A 16732-nucleotide genomic window follows, 5' to 3' on the forward strand; every position below is an offset into this window, starting at 1 on the left:
TTATTTATTTTTCGTTGTTATAATTTCAAAAAGGCAATAACACCATTTTTGGGGATTCAGATAGCGCTTACCTTTTCTTACTTCGTAATGCAGATGGCTACCTGTCGATACTCCTGTATTGCCTACACAGGCAATCTGTTGGGTTATACTTACCGAATCCCCTGCATTTACCATCGTCTTACTCAAATGGGCATAAAATGAATGGAAACCGCCTGCGTGTTCAATCTCAATGTAGTTCCCATATCCCGAACAAAAACCCTTGCGAACTACTATCCCGTTACCAGTGGCATAGACTGGGGTACCTTTGATTTTAGGAATATCAATCCCGGTATGAAATTTTTGTATTTTATAAACAGGATGATAACGCCTACCAAAGCCCGATGAAATATATAGCGGTTTTTTTATTGGAAAAATCACAGGATAGTCGGATAACTCATCAATAGACATTTGCAAAGAATCCGCTATCTGTTGGAACTCATTTATAGAATAGGCAGATTTCGTACAGTCTTCTATTTCCGATTTTCTGTTTAGAGAATCAAACGGCTGCCCCCATAAAGGCAAATGCAGCAAAACGGTGACGAATATTAGTAGGTATTTCATAATCAATCTGTAAAAACAGTAAGTACCCGAAATAATCCGGGTACTTTACTTATTCAACTTCCTCACCCCACAGATCTACGTCTGTCGGTGCATTATTCAACGAATGGGCTATCCATAGCCAGCAGAGGACGTTTAACACGATATAGCTGCATATAATCATGGACTGATACTTTTAGTAAATCATCATCTTCTTCATCATCCCCCTTGTCATTCTGCCAACTAAATGTTTTTTGCACGACCTGACCGAATGAATCTTCGATATATACGTCGATAACCTGCTGATCCGTACTGTGTGATGTATAATAGAGCCGGAATGTCGTTTTATTCAACGGATATAGGTCATTCGGTAGAAATACCGTTCCGTCATCCATCCGCAGTTCTCCTTTTCCATCACTTTGAAAATACCTGATAAAGAACCGGGCGTTATCATAGTCACCTTCCTTTACCAGTTGGCATCGAATCTCCGCACTCTCGCCCTGAACGATTTTTTTCTGGACGGGCATAGTAACAAGATCAAATGAATAAGCCTGCTGAATATCCAAATCGTCACTACAGGCACAGACTATTGCCGATAGCAATAGCGTGTATAAAAAATATGCTAAAAACTTTTTCATGTTTTTTTATTTTAAAATATTTATTGTTTTGTCATTTTATCAAAGACAGCATCAATACCTCTAACCTCTTCCTTGAAATCAGCAATAATATTATACTTGTCTATTTCCAGTTCTATTCTATCTTCTCCAATATTAAGGAGCATACGAGTTTTATCACTGTCATTAAAAACGTAGTTTACTTCCTTCGCTATTTTTTCAAAATCGTCTTTTGAAATAAACCATTTTAATGTGAAACCAACCCCCGCTGACAAAGCAGACATATTATACATATTCACAGGGACAGTATCATCCTGCGATAAATGTTCATTATTCCAGAATCTTAAAAATTCTAAGAGGTTATCTGATGTTGTTGCTATCATTTCTTCTCAAAGTTTAGTTTATTATAAATTTTAACCCTAATCCGTACTGGAAATGAAAATGCCCTGTTGATGTTCCCCACAATATCCGTTCACGGGCAGTCAGGAGCAATACAACACGGTCTGATAAATAGGTTTCCATTTCCAACGTAATAGCACCCCCATAAATGAACCGGTCTTTATTCCGGAGTGTGGAACCGTCAAAAAGTGTTTTTTCTCCCCAGTTGCTTGTTTCATATCCGGCAAGAGCAGATCCGCCCAAAGAAAAAAGGACTACTTTATTATGGTCGGAAAGAAATTTCAGGTAATAACCACCCTCTCCAGTGAACTGGCTGACAGGTATTCTGTCATCTTTATAAGGGTAATATTTATTCAGGAACTCGGCACCGAATACCCACTTATTTGCATGTTTGGTATAGGTGGCCATCGACAACCCGAAATAATAGCCCAGTTCATTCTTTTTGTCTGACAAATGGAATCCATCTACCATTCCACCAGTTACCTGTATGCCTTGCATACCGGGCAAACAACGCTGTGCGTGTGCTTGGTCTGCAAAGACCAGGCACAGCACAAACGTTAGTATAAGTAATAGCCGTTTCATGGTTATTTAACTTTCAATTCGTTGATAACTTTCGCCCTTATCAGGTCGGCATTTTCGACAACAAAACTTTGATGCCGTCCGCCCTCTTTTTCGTTCAGTTCGATGATAAGGTGCTTATCATCCGGTATCGTAAACTTCGGCAAAGTGAAAATCACACGTTCTGTCCGTTTTCCACCTATCAATGTCAGGTTATTATGCGCCCGGAGTGGTACAATTACCTGTTCCTGAATGGCTGTACGTTTCGCCAGTTTTTTATCTACAATCTTGAAAGTGATAAAATCTACATCAAACGGCACATTGGATGAGTTTTTGAGTTGCATGTGGAAATAAAGCAATCCGTTATGCGTGTAAATTCCTTTGAGTGTGTACTGAATACCGAAACGTTTGGAACCGATGTGCTTTATTTCCCTGTCATCATTTTTATAGATAGATTTCATTATCAGTTTAACCAGTAACGGCGATTCGCTACCCAATTCCCTCATGTAAATCTCCATAGCGTTATTTGGTCTGTTCACGGCTTCTCCATCATGGATAAAGTCGGTCATTTCGACACTCAATTTCACCGGTTCATCGGCATATTTAACATTAAAGGTATAGTATGCGCCATCGTCGGTAATGACCGCCAAATTGCTTTCACGAGAGAAGTCCCGGAGAGCAGCTTTTACACGCAATACGTTTTCCGCTCCAGCAGCTTTGGCTGCCAACAGGTCGGCAGAACCCAAATCGACATATCTTATAGCAGACGGGAAAATGATATGCACTGTCTTTGAGAATGTAACCTCCAGTGCGTACGGTGGTATCATCCGGTTAAAGGTTAGCGGTCTGGTCAGACCGTCAAAATAATCTCCGGTAGAGGGAGAAATATTTGCTGTTTGCTGTTTTTCTACGCTCTGTTTTTCAACATCCTGAGCGTTCGCTGTGAATACGCACCCGATAATAGCGAGTGCAAAAAGAATTTGTTTCATACGAAAAATTGTTTTAATTGTTAATTACTAAATACTATTGGATTTTTTTAGTGGTAGGCTTACGCCCTGTTTTATACCTTTGGAAGAAGTAATACCTGATGATTAGCTTTCAATGTTACTTCCACTTTACGCATTTTTTTACTGACGTATTGCGACAATCCCTGAATGGCGCTTCGCCCCAAATCGGCGGCAAGCTGTGAACCTGCGTCGTCTGTTATGGTAATGCTACTGCCCATCGACGTACCCATGTTGGCTGCAATTTCTTTAGCTGCGTTCATTTCATCCGAACCCGGAGCCGAAAATCCCCGCAATCCGTCTAAATCGTAAACATCCATTTCAACAGGTATCACATTATCTGCATACTGTATAGAAATGATTGTTACCTGAAGCCGCTCCCCGCTAATCTTCGCACTTCCTGTCAGAATAGTATTAGCAGGAATCAGAATATTTCCGGCTCTCATAGGCTCCAGTAAACGCAGTTGCATTTCTTTCCCATCGGAAAGTTTTATAGTCTGGCACACACAAGCCTTGATACCGTTTTTCTCCCTTACGCCTTCCTGTCCGGCAGCCGTGATAAATCCCATGTTACGGGGCTTGCTGTATTGCTCCAGAAACTCGTCATTATCCATTGGAGCTGCCAAAAGCGAAACAACACTGTGATGTACCTGTGACACAGGCTTCGGGGTTACTTTCTCACGCAGGTTGATTGTGTTATCCCCATTTTGTTGCTGCTGTCCGTCAGGCGTTACCTGTCCCTGTGCATTGGGCGTGTATTTGGCTGCAATCTGATAAGATTTTTCTATCAGTTCCAGTTGTTTATCCTCCGCACTTTTCGCAGCTTCGGCTTCTTCCAGTTTACGCTCCAATTCCTGCATACGCCGATCCAAAGCAAGCTGCTGTTCATCGGCTCCGCTTGCGGGTTGTTCATACCAACTGTTTAACTGGCGGTTTACATCCTGATAAGCATGGGCTGAAGATTGGATAGGAGAAGCCGCACTACGGGAGTTATCGGGAGAATCGGGAGTAACAGGAGCCGTGCGCACCTGTTTTTCGTAATCTTCCTGCGTTTTGCGGTCTTCATCTTCACCGAGCGAAAATGCAAAGTCTTGTAAACTACGCCTTTTATTTTCTTCTTTGTTACGCATGGCTTCCTGTTCGTAAGCTGTCCGCTTATCCCCTACAATACCTTCGTCTTTAGGGATGGGTAGTTCAGGGTTAAACCCGTCGGGTTGCTTTTCATCCTTTCCGCCGGAGGGCGCAAAGATGAGCCACATAGCCCCGATGAACAGCAAGACAAACAAGGGATAGACAAGCATCTTTTTCCGCTTCTGAATCTCCTGCGGCGTAAGCTCTTTTTTAGGCTTACTCTCTTTCTTTTTTTCAGTAACTTCCGGTTTCGGTTCGTTACCTTCGTTTTCCTTACTCATAATCAAATCTGTTTATTTGGTTGATACTATCTGCTTTCTGCTGATACTCCAGTTCCAGTTGCTTGATATGGTCTATCTGCATTTCCTGACCGCTTTTCTTTCCCATATTATATATGGAAGAAACCGTCATGTAGATGGAACCTGCGCCAAACACGAAAAGCATTACAAGGATTATAATAATCCGTCCGTCGGGCGTTATCTGCCCTAACAATGACCGCAGACCGTCTTCCATCCAGTCCCTTACGGCTGTAAGTTTTTTCTTTATCATGGCTTATCGGTCTATTGTTCTTAAATCCCTGTTTTCTATTATCTCAAAGCGTTCCATAGTGAACCCATGAGGATTATTGTCGCTTCTGACAGAGTTTATCAGGTCGCAGCGTGTAACAAGGCTTCGCTCCGTTACATTACTTGCCCTGATAATCATTTGCCGGGCGTAGGTCATTACCTTATAGGGATAAACATCGAGATTACATGCCACAGAATCAATCTGAATAATCTGATTGATATTACCCGACACAATGCGGTTGTAGTAACCTTTTTCCGACATATCCTGATAATAGCGGAAAGCACTTTTGTCCACCAGAAAGAGTGCCCTGTTGATGTTTGATTCAATGGCGCTTTTATCCGGTGATAAGGTAAAGAACAGTTCGTGAAATCGCTTGATATGCTCCCTTGCTTCAACAGGACGGTTTTGAGATAAGTCCTGTGAAAGAGCCAACATAAGCGATTTTCCTTCATCCAATACATAGATTTTCTGCCGTTGTGCTTCCGCAAAGCTGAATGAGTTCCAGACTGCATATCCGGTAATTCCTGCACACAGCACCACAAACACAATGGCGATAATCCTTATTTGCTTGAAACTTGTTTCAATATTTTTTAAACTTTTGAACTCCATGTTTTTAATTACATTTATTGGTTATTTACCAAGCAAACGACCGCCAACGTTTCCGGCTACTGATCCCGCAACGCCTCCGGCAATTCCACCTGCTTTACTTGCTGTTTTGTTTACTGCGCTTCCGTATGCACCCGCTCCACCTGATTGAATAATCCATCCGGCTACGGTCGGGATAGTGAAGTATCCGATAATTCCGATAATCAAGAATACGATATACACACCATTCGAGCCGTCGGGAATATAGTTCGGATCTTGCAACAAGGCTATATCCTGTTCAAGCATCAAAGTCTGTATGCGTGCCAGTACGGAAGAAAAAATGTCAGAAATAGGAAGCCACAGATATACGCTTATATAGCGTGTAAGCCACTGGGTGAGCGTTGCCTGAAACCCGTCATAAATGGAAAAGGCAAACGCAATAGGCCCCAGTATGGCTAACACGACAAGGAAAAATGTGCGTATCGTATCAATGACCAATGCGGAAGCATTGAACAGCAGTTCAAAGAAATCCCTGATTACCTGCCGGAACCATGCCTTGATATCATACCAAAGGCGTTCTCCCCACATACTGATAATTTCAGGCGTATCGGTAATACCGAGGTCTTTCATTTTTTGATCGTACACTTTATCATCGACAAGCCACGCTTTACCCTCACGGACACGGGCTTCGTACTCCAGATTATCTTTCTGTTGCTGATAGGCTTTCATATCCATTGTCTGCGATTCCAAAATGCTATGAGTACCTGTAACAATGGGACTCATAACCGCATTGATAGTTCCCAAAACCAGTGTAGGGAAAAACATTATACAAAGCCCTATCGCAAAAGGACGGAGAAGCGGAAACACATCAATAGGCTCCGCACGGCTTAACGCCTGCCATACCCTGTATGCTACATAAAAGAGTGCGCCCAATCCTGCCAACCCCTTTGCAACCCCAATCATGTTGCTGCAAAGAGGTATCATGTCTTGGTACAGATTCGCAAGAATCTGATGTAAGTTGTCAAAATTCATAACTGACTACATTTGTTTGATTACCAATATCTTTCGGCAGGACTACCGTAAAGAGATAATACCCTGTCCGTATCGCCTTTTTCTTTGGCACGGATATACGAAACCGATATACTCTTTTGGGTATAATACTTAGTCAGGTTACGATAGTCCAACATCTTAGTATAAATGTCATCTATCGCATCCATCCGTTCTTTATCGGACAGGGAAAGCCCGTTGCTTCCGGTAACTACGTTTTTCAAATCCGTTACCAACGCTCCCCCTTCCTCCAGTAGTTTGGCATAGCCTGTTGAGATTGCCGCCAGTTCATTCGGGGTAAAATTGGGATCACCCACCATTTTATTAAATCCGTTCACGTAGATGTCCGTAATTTCGCTGACCATTGAAATCGTCTTTTGTACCTTACGGGCATCTTTAATCAGATTGTGGACAGACTTCAAAGCGTCGTAGTATTCCTTTCCCTGATTGTAGATTTTGATACTTTCTTGCAGGTTTTTTATCATATTACCTGCCGTGGATGTACCTTGTATCGCACTTGTGATATTTTGCACAAGATTGGTCGGATCGGTTACAACCCACTGCGCTTTCGCCTGAAATGAGAACATAGAAAGTGCCACTATCAGGCACATAAATATTCGTTTCATACTTTTTATTTTTTAATGATTATTGATTTTGTGTACCTTAATCGTACACCCTTTTGTATTCGCCTTCGGTAGTAAGCAGAAGCATATCCCGCTCATCATCGTAGGCAATGCGAATCATACCGTAGAAATAGAAAAAGGTAATCCCCCAGCTCTGGCACAAAGGGACGGTAAACGCCGTGTTTTGTTTGTAAATAAACTTCAACCGGAACCGACTACCGTCATGGAATATTTTAAGTCCGGGGGAACCGCAAAGGCTTTCCCATGTCCCGCATATCTCTCTCATCGGGAAATGGGTATGAAGTTGCGGTGCCGCAAACGGCTTACTGTTTTTTCTTTTCATGGCATCTATCCTCCGTACTCCTGTCGCTTGCTTTCAGCAATCTGCTTAATCGCCAGTTCCATATTTCCATCCAGTTTTTCAGCCAGTTGCATCACTTCCATTTTCTCCGATTCTTCGGTTGTATAGGTGTAATATTCTTCCAGACTTACTTCTGTGGCATATACGGCACTTTGTACACCTCCTAACCCAAACCAGACTTCCTTGTATTTACGACTGGGTACATTGGACATATTGATAGAGAGTACCTGCGATTTTTCCTTTTCGGTCAATCCCAACAACGCCTGAATACTGTCAAATTTGTTCATGTATTTTCTTTGGTCGAGCAAAATTTTACAGTCGCTATTGTTGATAATACTCTCTTTCACAATAGGAGAAGCGATAATATCATCGACCTCCTGTGTAACGACAATCGCCTCTCCGAAGAATTTCCTCACAGTCTTAAAAAGATACTTAATGTACTCTGCCATACCCTCTTTAGCGATTGCCTTCCATGCTTCTTCAATCAATATCATCTTACGGATGCCCTGCAAACGGCGCATTTTGTTGATGAACACTTCCATGATTATGATCGTTACGACGGGAAATAGGATTTTATGGTCTTTTATCGCATCTATCTCAAAGACAATGAAGCGTTTAGATAATAAATCCAGTTGCTTATCCGAGTTCAACAGGAAGTCGTATTCACCCCCGCGATAGTACGGCTCCAGTACATTCAGGAAATTCGCTATATCGAAGTCCTTTTCACGTACTTTCTTTTCTTCCAGTACCTTTTTGTAGTCATCACGGACAAACTCATAGAATGTGTTGAAAGACGGTATCAGTTTTTTATCGGTTTTCAACTTTTCTATATACTGGCTGACTGCATTGGAGAGGGCAACTTCTTCCGCCCGTGAAGGCGGCTCATTATCCCTTTTCCACAGGGTAAGGATCAGCGTTTTTATACTCTCACGCTTTTCAATATCGAAAACATTATCATCCGTGTAAAAAGGATTGAAAGCAATCGGATTTTGTTCCGTGTAAGTAAAATATACTCCATCCTGACCACCTGTGCGCTTGTTGATTAGGTTGCATAATCCCTGATAAGAGTTTCCTGTGTCCACCAAAACGATATGCGTACCCTGTTCGTAGTATTGGCGCACCATGTGATTTGTAAAGAAAGATTTGCCACTTCCCGACGGCCCAAGAATGAATTTATTCCTATTTGTAATAATTCCTTTTTTCATGGGCAAGTCGGAAATATCCACATGGAGTGGCTTACCTGAAACCCTGTCCGCCATTTTGATACCGAACGGACTGGGTGAACTCCGGTAGTTTGTTTCTTCCGTGAAAAAGCACAAGGCAGGTTCGATAAATGTATAGAACGCTTCTTCCGCAGGAAAATCCCCACTATTACCCGGCATTCCTGCCCAGTACAAAGTAGCGGCATCCACAGTATTGTGTCTGGGCTTACATTCCATAAGAGCCAACTGGCTACCTACGTCATTGCGGATATGTTTTAGTTCTTCCACATCATCACTCCACGCTATCACGTTGAAATGCGCCCTGATGGAAGTCAGCCCGAAGCTATGCGCTTCGTTTAGATACTGGTCGATCCACTCCTTATTTATTTGATTTCCACGACTGTACTTTGAAAGCGACTGCATATTCCTTGCACTCTTTTCAAACTTCCGAAGATTCTCCGCACTATCCTCAATAAATAAATACTGGTTGTAGATATGGTCGCATGAGAGAAGTAATCCTACCGGAGAAGCGAACGACAAACGGCAATCACTTCTATCGGTCGATAGTTTTTCATACCGCATATCCGTTCCAATACGTCCGGGCAGATCTTCTGCATCCGAAAGCGTATGCAGGCAAATATGTTTACTACCTACCCGAAGTCCGTCGGCACCCAGTTCCATATCCTGCAAGCAGGTGGTATCATCGAGCGACAAGGCGAAATACTTTTCAATAAGCCCTGCCTTTTCATCCGTTCCTGTAATCTCATCCGAACTGATACGGGTAAGCGTAATAAATCCGCTATCATTCATTATCCGTTCAAATTGCCCGACAGCTTCCAGAAACTTCACACTCGTATCCTTATTGACTTCTTTAGGAATAATGTTCCCACGACAAAGCGATGAGAAGTTGCTTTGCATTCTCATTCGCTCTTTCGTTGTTTTAGTCAGGAACAGGAAACATGAGTGATTCAGGAAAGGACGTTCGTTGAAGTGCTTTTCAAAACTGCGGGATAAGAAACTCATATCATCCTTATCAGTCTGTGGTTTGTAGGTTTCACGCACAAACCAATCTTGTTTATGCACCACACTGTATTCAGGAAGGACTTTTACTGCTTTCGTCCAGGACGAGTGTATCGCTTCATATTCCGTATTGGTTACTGTAAACAATTCCGGCAGCTCCACATAATAAGCGACCGTAATATCCGCATCCTTTGAAATGATGCAGTCATGTTCGACAGCCAGTAACGGGAACTTGTTTTCAATGGTAGATGCCTTCATTATATTACGCATATCCTACCTCCTTTCTTTTCCGTTTGAACAGGCGGTGCGGAGTTTTCCTGTTTATCAAATAGCGGGGATGCTGTTTTACAGCCATGACTTTCATTAAGCCATGTTCCCCGTATTTTGTATTCAGGTTAAAGGTCATCCATACCAATACCGATGCAGCGATTACACCGAAGCCGATACACACCCACTGATCCACGCCTGCCATATACATAATGACAAAGACAATGAATACGGCAAGCAAGCCTGCGGCAAATATGAAAAGGTATTGTGATTTTAAACCTTTGAACTCCACGCTTTTGCCTATCCCTTTGTTAATATTAAACTCCATAACTCTTATCTGTATGAAGCTGATTAAAGGAAGAAGGAGCGCAGGATGGTAGCGGCAACTATAAGAAATATACAGGCACCGAACCACGACGCGGCCGTTTTCGATGTATCGGGATCGCCGGAACTGAATTTTCCGTACACCTTTACACCCCCAATCAAACCGACGACCGCACCTATGGCGTATATCAATTTTGTCCCCGGATCGAAATAGCTCGTTACCATGTTCGTGGCCTCGGTAATGCCGCCAATTCCGTTACCTTGTGCGAATGCACTTGAAACAGCAGCCAGAATAAAAGCTGCCGACATTAGAAATTTTTTCTTTGTCATAATGAGAAATTGTTTAAAAAATGGTATCGGGGTGGATAGTCCCGATACCGGGTTGATAAATCTTGTTACTATTGAATTTTTTAGTGGTTGATAGCGCGAAAGCTATCCGTAATCTCTTTCTTTCATCTTTCTTTGTTTTACATTATTATTAATACTTTTCGCACTATGCGAAATCTCTGATATTAAAATTGTCGGGAGCCTTTTTGCCGTTTCCGGCAGTTCCGGCTTCCTTGTCTTTCCGCTCATAAAAAGCCGAAAGGCTTTCAGCCATAAGGTCGGTAACGATTCGCTTTGCATCGGGCTTACCAGAAACCACCTGTTCAAACATATCAGTCTGCCGTATCTCCAGTAAAGTATCGCCCGCTTTTCGTTTTTGCTCCGGCGTTGCTTCATTCGTCCGGTTTACAGTGCGGACTGCATTACCCAGATCATCGAACTGAATACCTGAAGCGAGTACGGCTTGTGCCGTTCCTTCCACTTCTTCCGTTTCTTCTTCGTCTTCCGGCGCATCTTCGTTTTCGTCCGTCATTTCATATTCGAGCGGATAATCTATATCCATAGGCTCGTTTTCTTCATCCGGTGGAGTGTCGGAAAACGCTTCTTCCAATTCCTCCGGCGGCACTTCCGCTGATGGCTTTACCTCGTTAGGCGAAGCAAATATATCGGGATTTTCAGCCTGATTTTCAGATTTTAGCGAGGTGGCAGTGAGTGGCTCCGATTTGGCAGCGAGTGGCGTCGATGCGCTTAAATCAAATGTGCTTTTCCCGACAATATTTTCCTTCAAACGACCTGCTTCATGAATGGAGCTACCCTGACCGATAATGTTCTTTTTTCGTCTTTTTCCTGCTCTTGCCCACAAGAAATAAATTCCGACAAAAAGGGCATACAGGATAACTACGGTTATAAATATCTTTTCCATCCTTACTTTTTAGGGTTTAGGTAATCATCATTGTTATTCTTCTTATACTGTTCTGAAATCTCATCCTGAAAGGTTTCAAAATGATGCTTCAGGACATTGTCTATGTAACTGAATATGGTTACTTCATTTTTTCCTATAACCCCTACAATCTTTGAAATCCGGTTATGGTATTCCTTACGGATACTTACTAATTTTCCGTTTCTTGTCGGGATACCTGCATTGACAAGAAACTGTTTCTTATAGCCGGAAGATTCGGGTTTCGTTTTATCACCCGGAACGACTATCATTTCTATTTCAGGAGCCGTTTTTTCTTCGTATTCTTTCCGCATACGTTTCTTATAGCGAATAGCTTTCGGCAGAATAATTGCCGCCAGTATCACCAATCCCCAGAGGACAATTCCTATTATTGCCTTATCTCCGCTATCTATTAAAAATGGACTGACTATCATAATTTGATTGTTTTATTGTTAGAAAATTCCTTCGTTGTTTTTATTGTACAATTCCGTTATCTCATCCTGATAAGCAGCAAAATGTTGGGACAGTACATTATCTATATAGCTGAATAAAGACACCTGATTTTTACCGATGACCTGAACGATCTTCATAATCTTTTCATGGTGGTCTTTGCGTATGTAAACAGATTTTCCGGTACGTGCCGTAATGCCGACTTCCTGAATAAACAGGCTTTCGTAATCAGGAGATTTACTGCGTTTCCGTTTGGTTTCCTCACGGGGGGATTCTTCCTGAATAACTTCCGTTTTTTCAGGTTCCACGCTTTCCGCTTCCTGTTCCTGTTTCTTTTCGTGTTCAGGAACTAATGCTCTGGGTATGGAACTCGGATTATTCCGGCGTTCCTTATTCTTGAATGAGGATATGACAAAACTGGCATCAATCTCATTCAGGTTTACTTCTTCTTTCTTTTTCGCCATAATCGGTTATTTTAAAGTTTCCAACATTTCATCTATCAGGGCATCGAGGTTACTGCCTCTTACCAATGCTTTGTCCGCAGGGAACAGTGTAGAGCGGAACAGGGCTTTGTGGTTTACCGACTGCTCCCGGCGGAACCGCTTACTGTCGGGCAGGAATGTTTTGAAAAGCGGGAAACCCAGTTTATCAATCACATCTTCATACACTTCGTAGAGTTCGGTTTTCTCCCGACCATCAACGAGATTCCAAAGCAGGTACAGCCCTTTGATTTTTGCTTTGCCGGGCGTAATCAGGGCATCATTGACCGTAATCACATATTGCAGGGTGCTTTCCAGTACCAACCTGTCAGCACTGATCGGAGCAATAATGTAATCCATGAGTGAAAGCGTGTGTACAACTGCCGGATTGTTGATTGTTCCGGGCAGGTCGAAAAATACGAAGTCAGGCTGCAATACTTCAATAACTTCCTGTGCATCTTCCATAGCATTTTCTGGGCTGCTTTCGATAACTTCATAAGCCTTTTTACCCAATGCAGAAAACTGTTCGTAAGCCATGAGCTTGTAATGGTCATCATCCATCGACATTTTTATATCACGCTCACGCATTTCCGCAATCGAGTGTTGTGGAAAGTCGCAATCAATCACGGCTACGTTATAGCCTTTCACATAGTGCAAGTAAGAAGCAACCAACACCGTAAGAGTTGTTTTTCCGGCTCCCCCCTTTTGGGTACTGAAAGCCACGTTCAAAGTTTTCTTTTCCATTGTCTGAAATTTTTAATTATTATACATCGTTTGTATCTCTGTCCGGTTGAACAACCGTCTGTCTGTTCAGCCATACGTTTGATTAGTTATCCGTTCATCTGTCCGTCCGTTTGACCGTTTAGCCATTTGGCTGTTTGTCTGTCCGTCTGTTTAGCCGTTGGAACGTTTAGCCGTTTAGCCAGTCATTTGTTTGTTCAGCCATTTGTTTAGCTATTAATCCGGCTGTATCTCCATATAGCCGACTGTATGTTTTTATATCCGTACAGCTATTCATTTAGCTATCCGGCTGTCTGTTCATACAGTCATTTTCTCTGCAAATAAAAACCTATTTATTAGCAGAATCATCACTTTTTCACGAGGTGGCAGTGAGTGGCGTCGATTTGGCAGCGAGTGGCTTCGCTGCTTGGAATACAGCACGTTACTTTAGCCTATAACTTTGCTGCATGAAATGTCGGGAGATATCCGACCGCCATTTTCGCTCGTTTACTCGCATTCATATCTGTCCCTGTTCAGGACAGATTTTATTTGCGTCATGGCAAATAGCAAGCTGTGTTTTTTGCTGCACGAAACAAGTTCTGCTGCAAAAAACGCTTGCCCCTCCGGGGGGGCGCAACCTCCGAAGTCGGTTGCTTATAATGAATCATTCGGGCGATGATTGTTAAGGCGGCAAGGGTGCCTAACGACGGATTATACCACTAAAAAATCCGACGTATGAATGAAAAAGCAAAGAATCTCCCCAAAAGGGGAAAAGGGGGTAGAAACCCCAAGAATGATCCGGCGAATTACCGTTATTCGGTAAACTTCACCGCAGTAGAACATGCCCGGTTCCTCACCATGTTTGAGCAATCAGGGCTACAATCGAAGGCTCGTTTTATCGCTGCCCGTGTTTTCGGGGACGAGTTTCGAGTGGTAAAAATCGACCGTTCCGCTATGGAATACGTTACTAAACTCACATCTTTTTACGCACAATTCCGTTCCGTTGGGACGAATTACAATCAGGTTGTAAAGGAATTGCATACCAATTTTTCAGAAAAGAAAGCACTTGCTTTGCTCTATAAATTGGAAAAGGCAACGGTAGAACTGGCAGAAACGGGGAAAAAAATTCTGGAATTATCGGAAGAATTTAAGGAACAATGGTTGCAAAAATAAACATCGGTAGTAACCTGTACGGTGCATTGACGTACAATCAGGAAAAGGTTGATAAAGGTCTGGGAAAGATATTAGGTGCGAATCTTGTGTTTGAACCTGCCGATGGACACTTCAACGTTATTGATTGTATTGAGGACTTCATGCAGTTTATCCCGTCGCACTTCCGTACCGAACAACACGTTTTCCATGTATCCCTGAATCCACATGAGGATGATGTTTTGACAGATGACCAACTGGTAGATATCGGAAGGGAATACATGAAACGATTGGGGTATGGCGATCAACCTTATCTGATATTCAAGCATGAGGACATTGAGCGGGAGCATATGCACATTGTATCGCTTCGGGTAAAAAGCGACGGAAAAAAGGTTTATGATGGAAAAGAACATGAACGAAGTAAGGCTATAACAGAAGATTTGGAACGGGAATATAACTTGCATCCGGCAGAAGGACAAAAGCAGGGTGAACAATGGGAACTAACCCCTGTCGATTTTTCAAAGGGAAACCTTAAAAAGCAGATTGCATCCGTTATCAAACCGCTGGCTTCTATGTATCACTTTCAAAGCATGGGAGAATATAAAGCCGTCCTTTCCTTATATAATATAAATGTTGAGGAACTGAAAGGCGAGGCAAAAGGAAAGCCTTATCGGGGATTGCTTTATTCCGCTTTGGATAGTGAGGGCAACAAGGTCGGCAATCCGCTAAAGTCTTCCATATTCGGGAAGTCAGTCGGTTACGATGGACTGGAAAAGCGTATGGAGAAATCTGCCGAACGCATCAAAACTAAAAACCTGAAGACACATACATTAAAAGCGGTATCGGAAGCCAAGCAGGGCAGCCAAAGTGAGAGCGAGTTCCGAGCGAAGCTAAGGCAGCAGGGTATTGATGTTCTGTTTAGGCGGAATGATGAAGGACGGATATATGGCGCTACATTCATAGACCATACTACCCGCACCATACTGAACGGTTCCCGATTGGGTAAAGAGTATTCCGCTAATGTTTTCAATGACCTGTACGGTGGAAAACAGGAACAAGCACAAGAGCCAGTCAAAGACACACGCCTTTCTGATGTTTACAATAATATTCAGCCAGGCACGCACCATGATAACAGTTACACTTCGGATAGTGTAACCGGTGGGCTTTTCTCAATTCTTAATCCGGAGCCGGAGAACCATCCTAAAGAAGAAATGCCATTACCACGTCGTAAGAAAAAAAAGAAGCGCAGGTATGGCAGGCAGATGTAATAAAATATAGGTTTTGTTTGTCATTTCACCTATACGATAAAAGACGGAATCAGGTTATTGATTTCGTCTTTTATAATTAATAACTTGCCCATTAGGATGTTGAATCAACAAAGTTATTGTCTGTAATTAACTATATTTATTCTGGATCTGCCGTGTGTTGCTTTTTTTTATAGTCAATTAAATCTTTACCCGAACCTTTCATCAGATCAATAGCCCATTTTGTTATTACTACCGAGCTTATTATACCACTCAAACAATCTAACCAATATATCTGCCAAAACATTCCGATAGTTAGGGCAATAATAGCGGTTATACTTGTTAATCCGTCAGCCAATACATGTAGGTATGCCGAGTGGATATTATGGTCACGATGCTCATGATCGTGATGCAGGAATACTGCACTTAGAGCATTTACAATCAATCCAACAATGGCAACGATAATAGCTTCCTTGAAAAATATATCTACTGGATTCATTAACCTTTGTACGGATTCAACTGCCATCAATACAGCTACAATCAGCAATGCTACGGCACTCGTATAGCCGGATAAAGCCAATAGTTTCCCTTTATTGAATGAGTGATTTTCTGTTTGTGAATACTTACGGGCTGCATAGTAAGCAACCCATGTCAGACCTAAAGCAAGTACATGGGAAGCCATGTGCCAGCCGTCAGCTAATAATGCCATTGAGTTAGTCCAGTACCCGAAGCTAATTTCTACTACCATTGTTGCGGCTGTCAGCAAAACAACCCATTTGGTTTTCTGTTCGTTGGTATGTGTATGATTTTTAGTATGCGGATGATTATTCTCCGCATGATTATGTTTATCTCCCATGATGATTAATATTTTATTTGGATAATCGTCTTATTATTTAGCTAAGAAGTTATTTATAAAATATTATTCTTGGGTGGATGCCAGATTGAGTTAATAAGATTTTGAGGAATATAATATGTGTGATCCGGTATTTTAATATCGGATTTTATGGCAAATGGTTTTTCAGGATTGTCGAAAGAATGTTCCGCAAATATAAAAGGATTAATATGTACTGTATTAAGTGAGTTATGAAAAGGCAAAGATGCGTGATTGTGATTTGCCTTTTTTTTCGTTTTATGCTCATTTTCGGAAT

20 protein-coding genes and 1 pseudogene are annotated in these 16732 nt (G+C 42.2%); 2 read left to right on the forward strand and 19 right to left on the reverse strand.

Annotated features, from left to right (window positions below; all coding sequences use genetic code 11):
• The 18 genes and pseudogenes from I2I13_RS18130 to I2I13_RS18215 form a co-directional block, all read right to left on the reverse strand.
• Window positions 1-600, reverse strand: coding sequence for a M23 family metallopeptidase (locus I2I13_RS18130; RefSeq protein WP_165359883.1), 600 nt, complete (start codon window positions 598-600; stop codon window positions 1-3).
• A gap of 185 nt (window positions 601-785) precedes the next feature.
• A pseudogene (locus I2I13_RS18135) lies at window positions 786-1214 on the reverse strand (DUF3872 domain-containing protein); the annotation flags it as partial.
• A 20-nt stretch (window positions 1215-1234) separates the two neighbouring features.
• A complete protein-coding gene (locus I2I13_RS18140; protein ID WP_129733314.1) occupies window positions 1235-1573 on the reverse strand; it encodes a hypothetical protein in 339 nt (112 codons plus the stop codon).
• 13 nt (window positions 1574-1586) lie between these two features.
• Window positions 1587-2171, reverse strand: coding sequence for a conjugal transfer protein TraO (locus I2I13_RS18145; RefSeq protein WP_129733315.1), 585 nt, complete (start codon window positions 2169-2171; stop codon window positions 1587-1589).
• A gap of 2 nt (window positions 2172-2173) precedes the next feature.
• Window positions 2174-3136 (reverse strand): conjugative transposon protein TraN, encoded by a 963-nt coding sequence (traN, locus tag I2I13_RS18150; protein ID WP_129733316.1) that lies wholly within the window; start codon window positions 3134-3136, stop codon window positions 2174-2176.
• A gap of 71 nt (window positions 3137-3207) precedes the next feature.
• Window positions 3208-4563: a conjugative transposon protein TraM gene (traM, locus tag I2I13_RS18155; RefSeq protein ID WP_129733317.1), complete on the reverse strand. Its 1356-nt coding sequence runs from the start codon at window positions 4561-4563 to the stop codon at window positions 3208-3210.
• Window positions 4556-4831, reverse strand: a complete 276-nt coding sequence (locus tag I2I13_RS18160) for a TraL conjugative transposon family protein (RefSeq protein ID WP_129733318.1) — start codon at window positions 4829-4831, stop codon at window positions 4556-4558. The genes traM and I2I13_RS18160 overlap by 8 nt, the downstream gene beginning before the upstream one ends.
• Before the next feature lie 3 nt (window positions 4832-4834).
• The gene (gene traK, locus I2I13_RS18165; protein WP_129733319.1) at window positions 4835-5458 is read right to left on the reverse strand and encodes a conjugative transposon protein TraK; all 624 of its coding nucleotides are present in this window, start codon (window positions 5456-5458) and stop codon (window positions 4835-4837) included.
• 21 nt (window positions 5459-5479) lie between these two features.
• Window positions 5480-6466, reverse strand: coding sequence for a conjugative transposon protein TraJ (traJ, locus tag I2I13_RS18170; RefSeq protein WP_129733320.1), 987 nt, complete (start codon window positions 6464-6466; stop codon window positions 5480-5482).
• 20 nt (window positions 6467-6486) lie between these two features.
• A complete protein-coding gene (locus I2I13_RS18175; protein ID WP_129733321.1) occupies window positions 6487-7107 on the reverse strand; it encodes a DUF4141 domain-containing protein in 621 nt (206 codons plus the stop codon).
• Window positions 7108-7144: 37 nt separating this feature from the next.
• A complete protein-coding gene (locus I2I13_RS18180) occupies window positions 7145-7447 on the reverse strand; it encodes a DUF3876 domain-containing protein (RefSeq protein WP_129733322.1) in 303 nt (100 codons plus the stop codon).
• 5 nt (window positions 7448-7452) lie between these two features.
• Window positions 7453-9957, reverse strand: a complete 2505-nt coding sequence (locus tag I2I13_RS18185; RefSeq protein ID WP_163218418.1) for a TraG family conjugative transposon ATPase — start codon at window positions 9955-9957, stop codon at window positions 7453-7455.
• Complete coding sequence (locus tag I2I13_RS18190) at window positions 9950-10282, reverse strand: DUF4133 domain-containing protein (protein WP_129733324.1); 333 nt, start codon at window positions 10280-10282, stop codon at window positions 9950-9952. The genes I2I13_RS18185 and I2I13_RS18190 overlap by 8 nt, the downstream gene beginning before the upstream one ends.
• A 23-nt stretch (window positions 10283-10305) precedes the next feature.
• Window positions 10306-10608, reverse strand: a complete 303-nt coding sequence (locus I2I13_RS18195) for a DUF4134 domain-containing protein (protein WP_018075063.1) — start codon at window positions 10606-10608, stop codon at window positions 10306-10308.
• Between the two features lie 163 nt (window positions 10609-10771).
• Complete coding sequence (locus I2I13_RS18200; RefSeq protein ID WP_129733325.1) at window positions 10772-11527, reverse strand: hypothetical protein; 756 nt, start codon at window positions 11525-11527, stop codon at window positions 10772-10774.
• A gap of 2 nt (window positions 11528-11529) precedes the next feature.
• Window positions 11530-11976 carry a DUF3408 domain-containing protein gene (locus tag I2I13_RS18205; protein ID WP_129733326.1) on the reverse strand — a complete coding sequence of 149 codons (447 nt, stop codon included), beginning with the start codon at window positions 11974-11976 and terminating at the stop codon, window positions 11530-11532.
• Window positions 11977-11994: 18 nt separating this feature from the next.
• Complete coding sequence (locus I2I13_RS18210; protein ID WP_129733327.1) at window positions 11995-12456, reverse strand: DUF3408 domain-containing protein; 462 nt, start codon at window positions 12454-12456, stop codon at window positions 11995-11997.
• Between the two features lie 6 nt (window positions 12457-12462).
• Complete coding sequence (locus I2I13_RS18215; protein WP_129733328.1) at window positions 12463-13215, reverse strand: ParA family protein; 753 nt, start codon at window positions 13213-13215, stop codon at window positions 12463-12465.
• Window positions 13216-13926: 711 nt separating this feature from the next.
• Between I2I13_RS18215 and mobA the strand changes: the two genes are divergently transcribed.
• Window positions 13927-14364, forward strand: coding sequence for a conjugal transfer protein MobA (gene mobA, locus I2I13_RS18220; RefSeq protein WP_129733329.1), 438 nt, complete (start codon window positions 13927-13929; stop codon window positions 14362-14364).
• Window positions 14349-15608 carry a conjugal transfer protein MobB gene (gene mobB, locus I2I13_RS18225; RefSeq protein ID WP_129733330.1) on the forward strand — a complete coding sequence of 420 codons (1260 nt, stop codon included), beginning with the start codon at window positions 14349-14351 and terminating at the stop codon, window positions 15606-15608. The genes mobA and mobB overlap by 16 nt, the downstream gene beginning before the upstream one ends.
• Window positions 15609-15744: 136 nt before the next feature.
• Here the strand turns inward: mobB and I2I13_RS18230 are convergent, their stop codons facing one another.
• On the reverse strand, window positions 15745-16440 hold the full coding sequence (locus tag I2I13_RS18230; protein ID WP_129733331.1) for a cation diffusion facilitator family transporter: 696 nt from the start codon (window positions 16438-16440) through the stop codon (window positions 15745-15747).
• Window positions 16441-16732 lie beyond the last annotated feature (292 nt).

This window comes from Bacteroides sp. D55t1_190419_B8 (assembly GCF_015558905.1).
In the GTDB taxonomy this organism is placed as follows: domain Bacteria; phylum Bacteroidota; class Bacteroidia; order Bacteroidales; family Bacteroidaceae; genus Bacteroides; species Bacteroides vicugnae.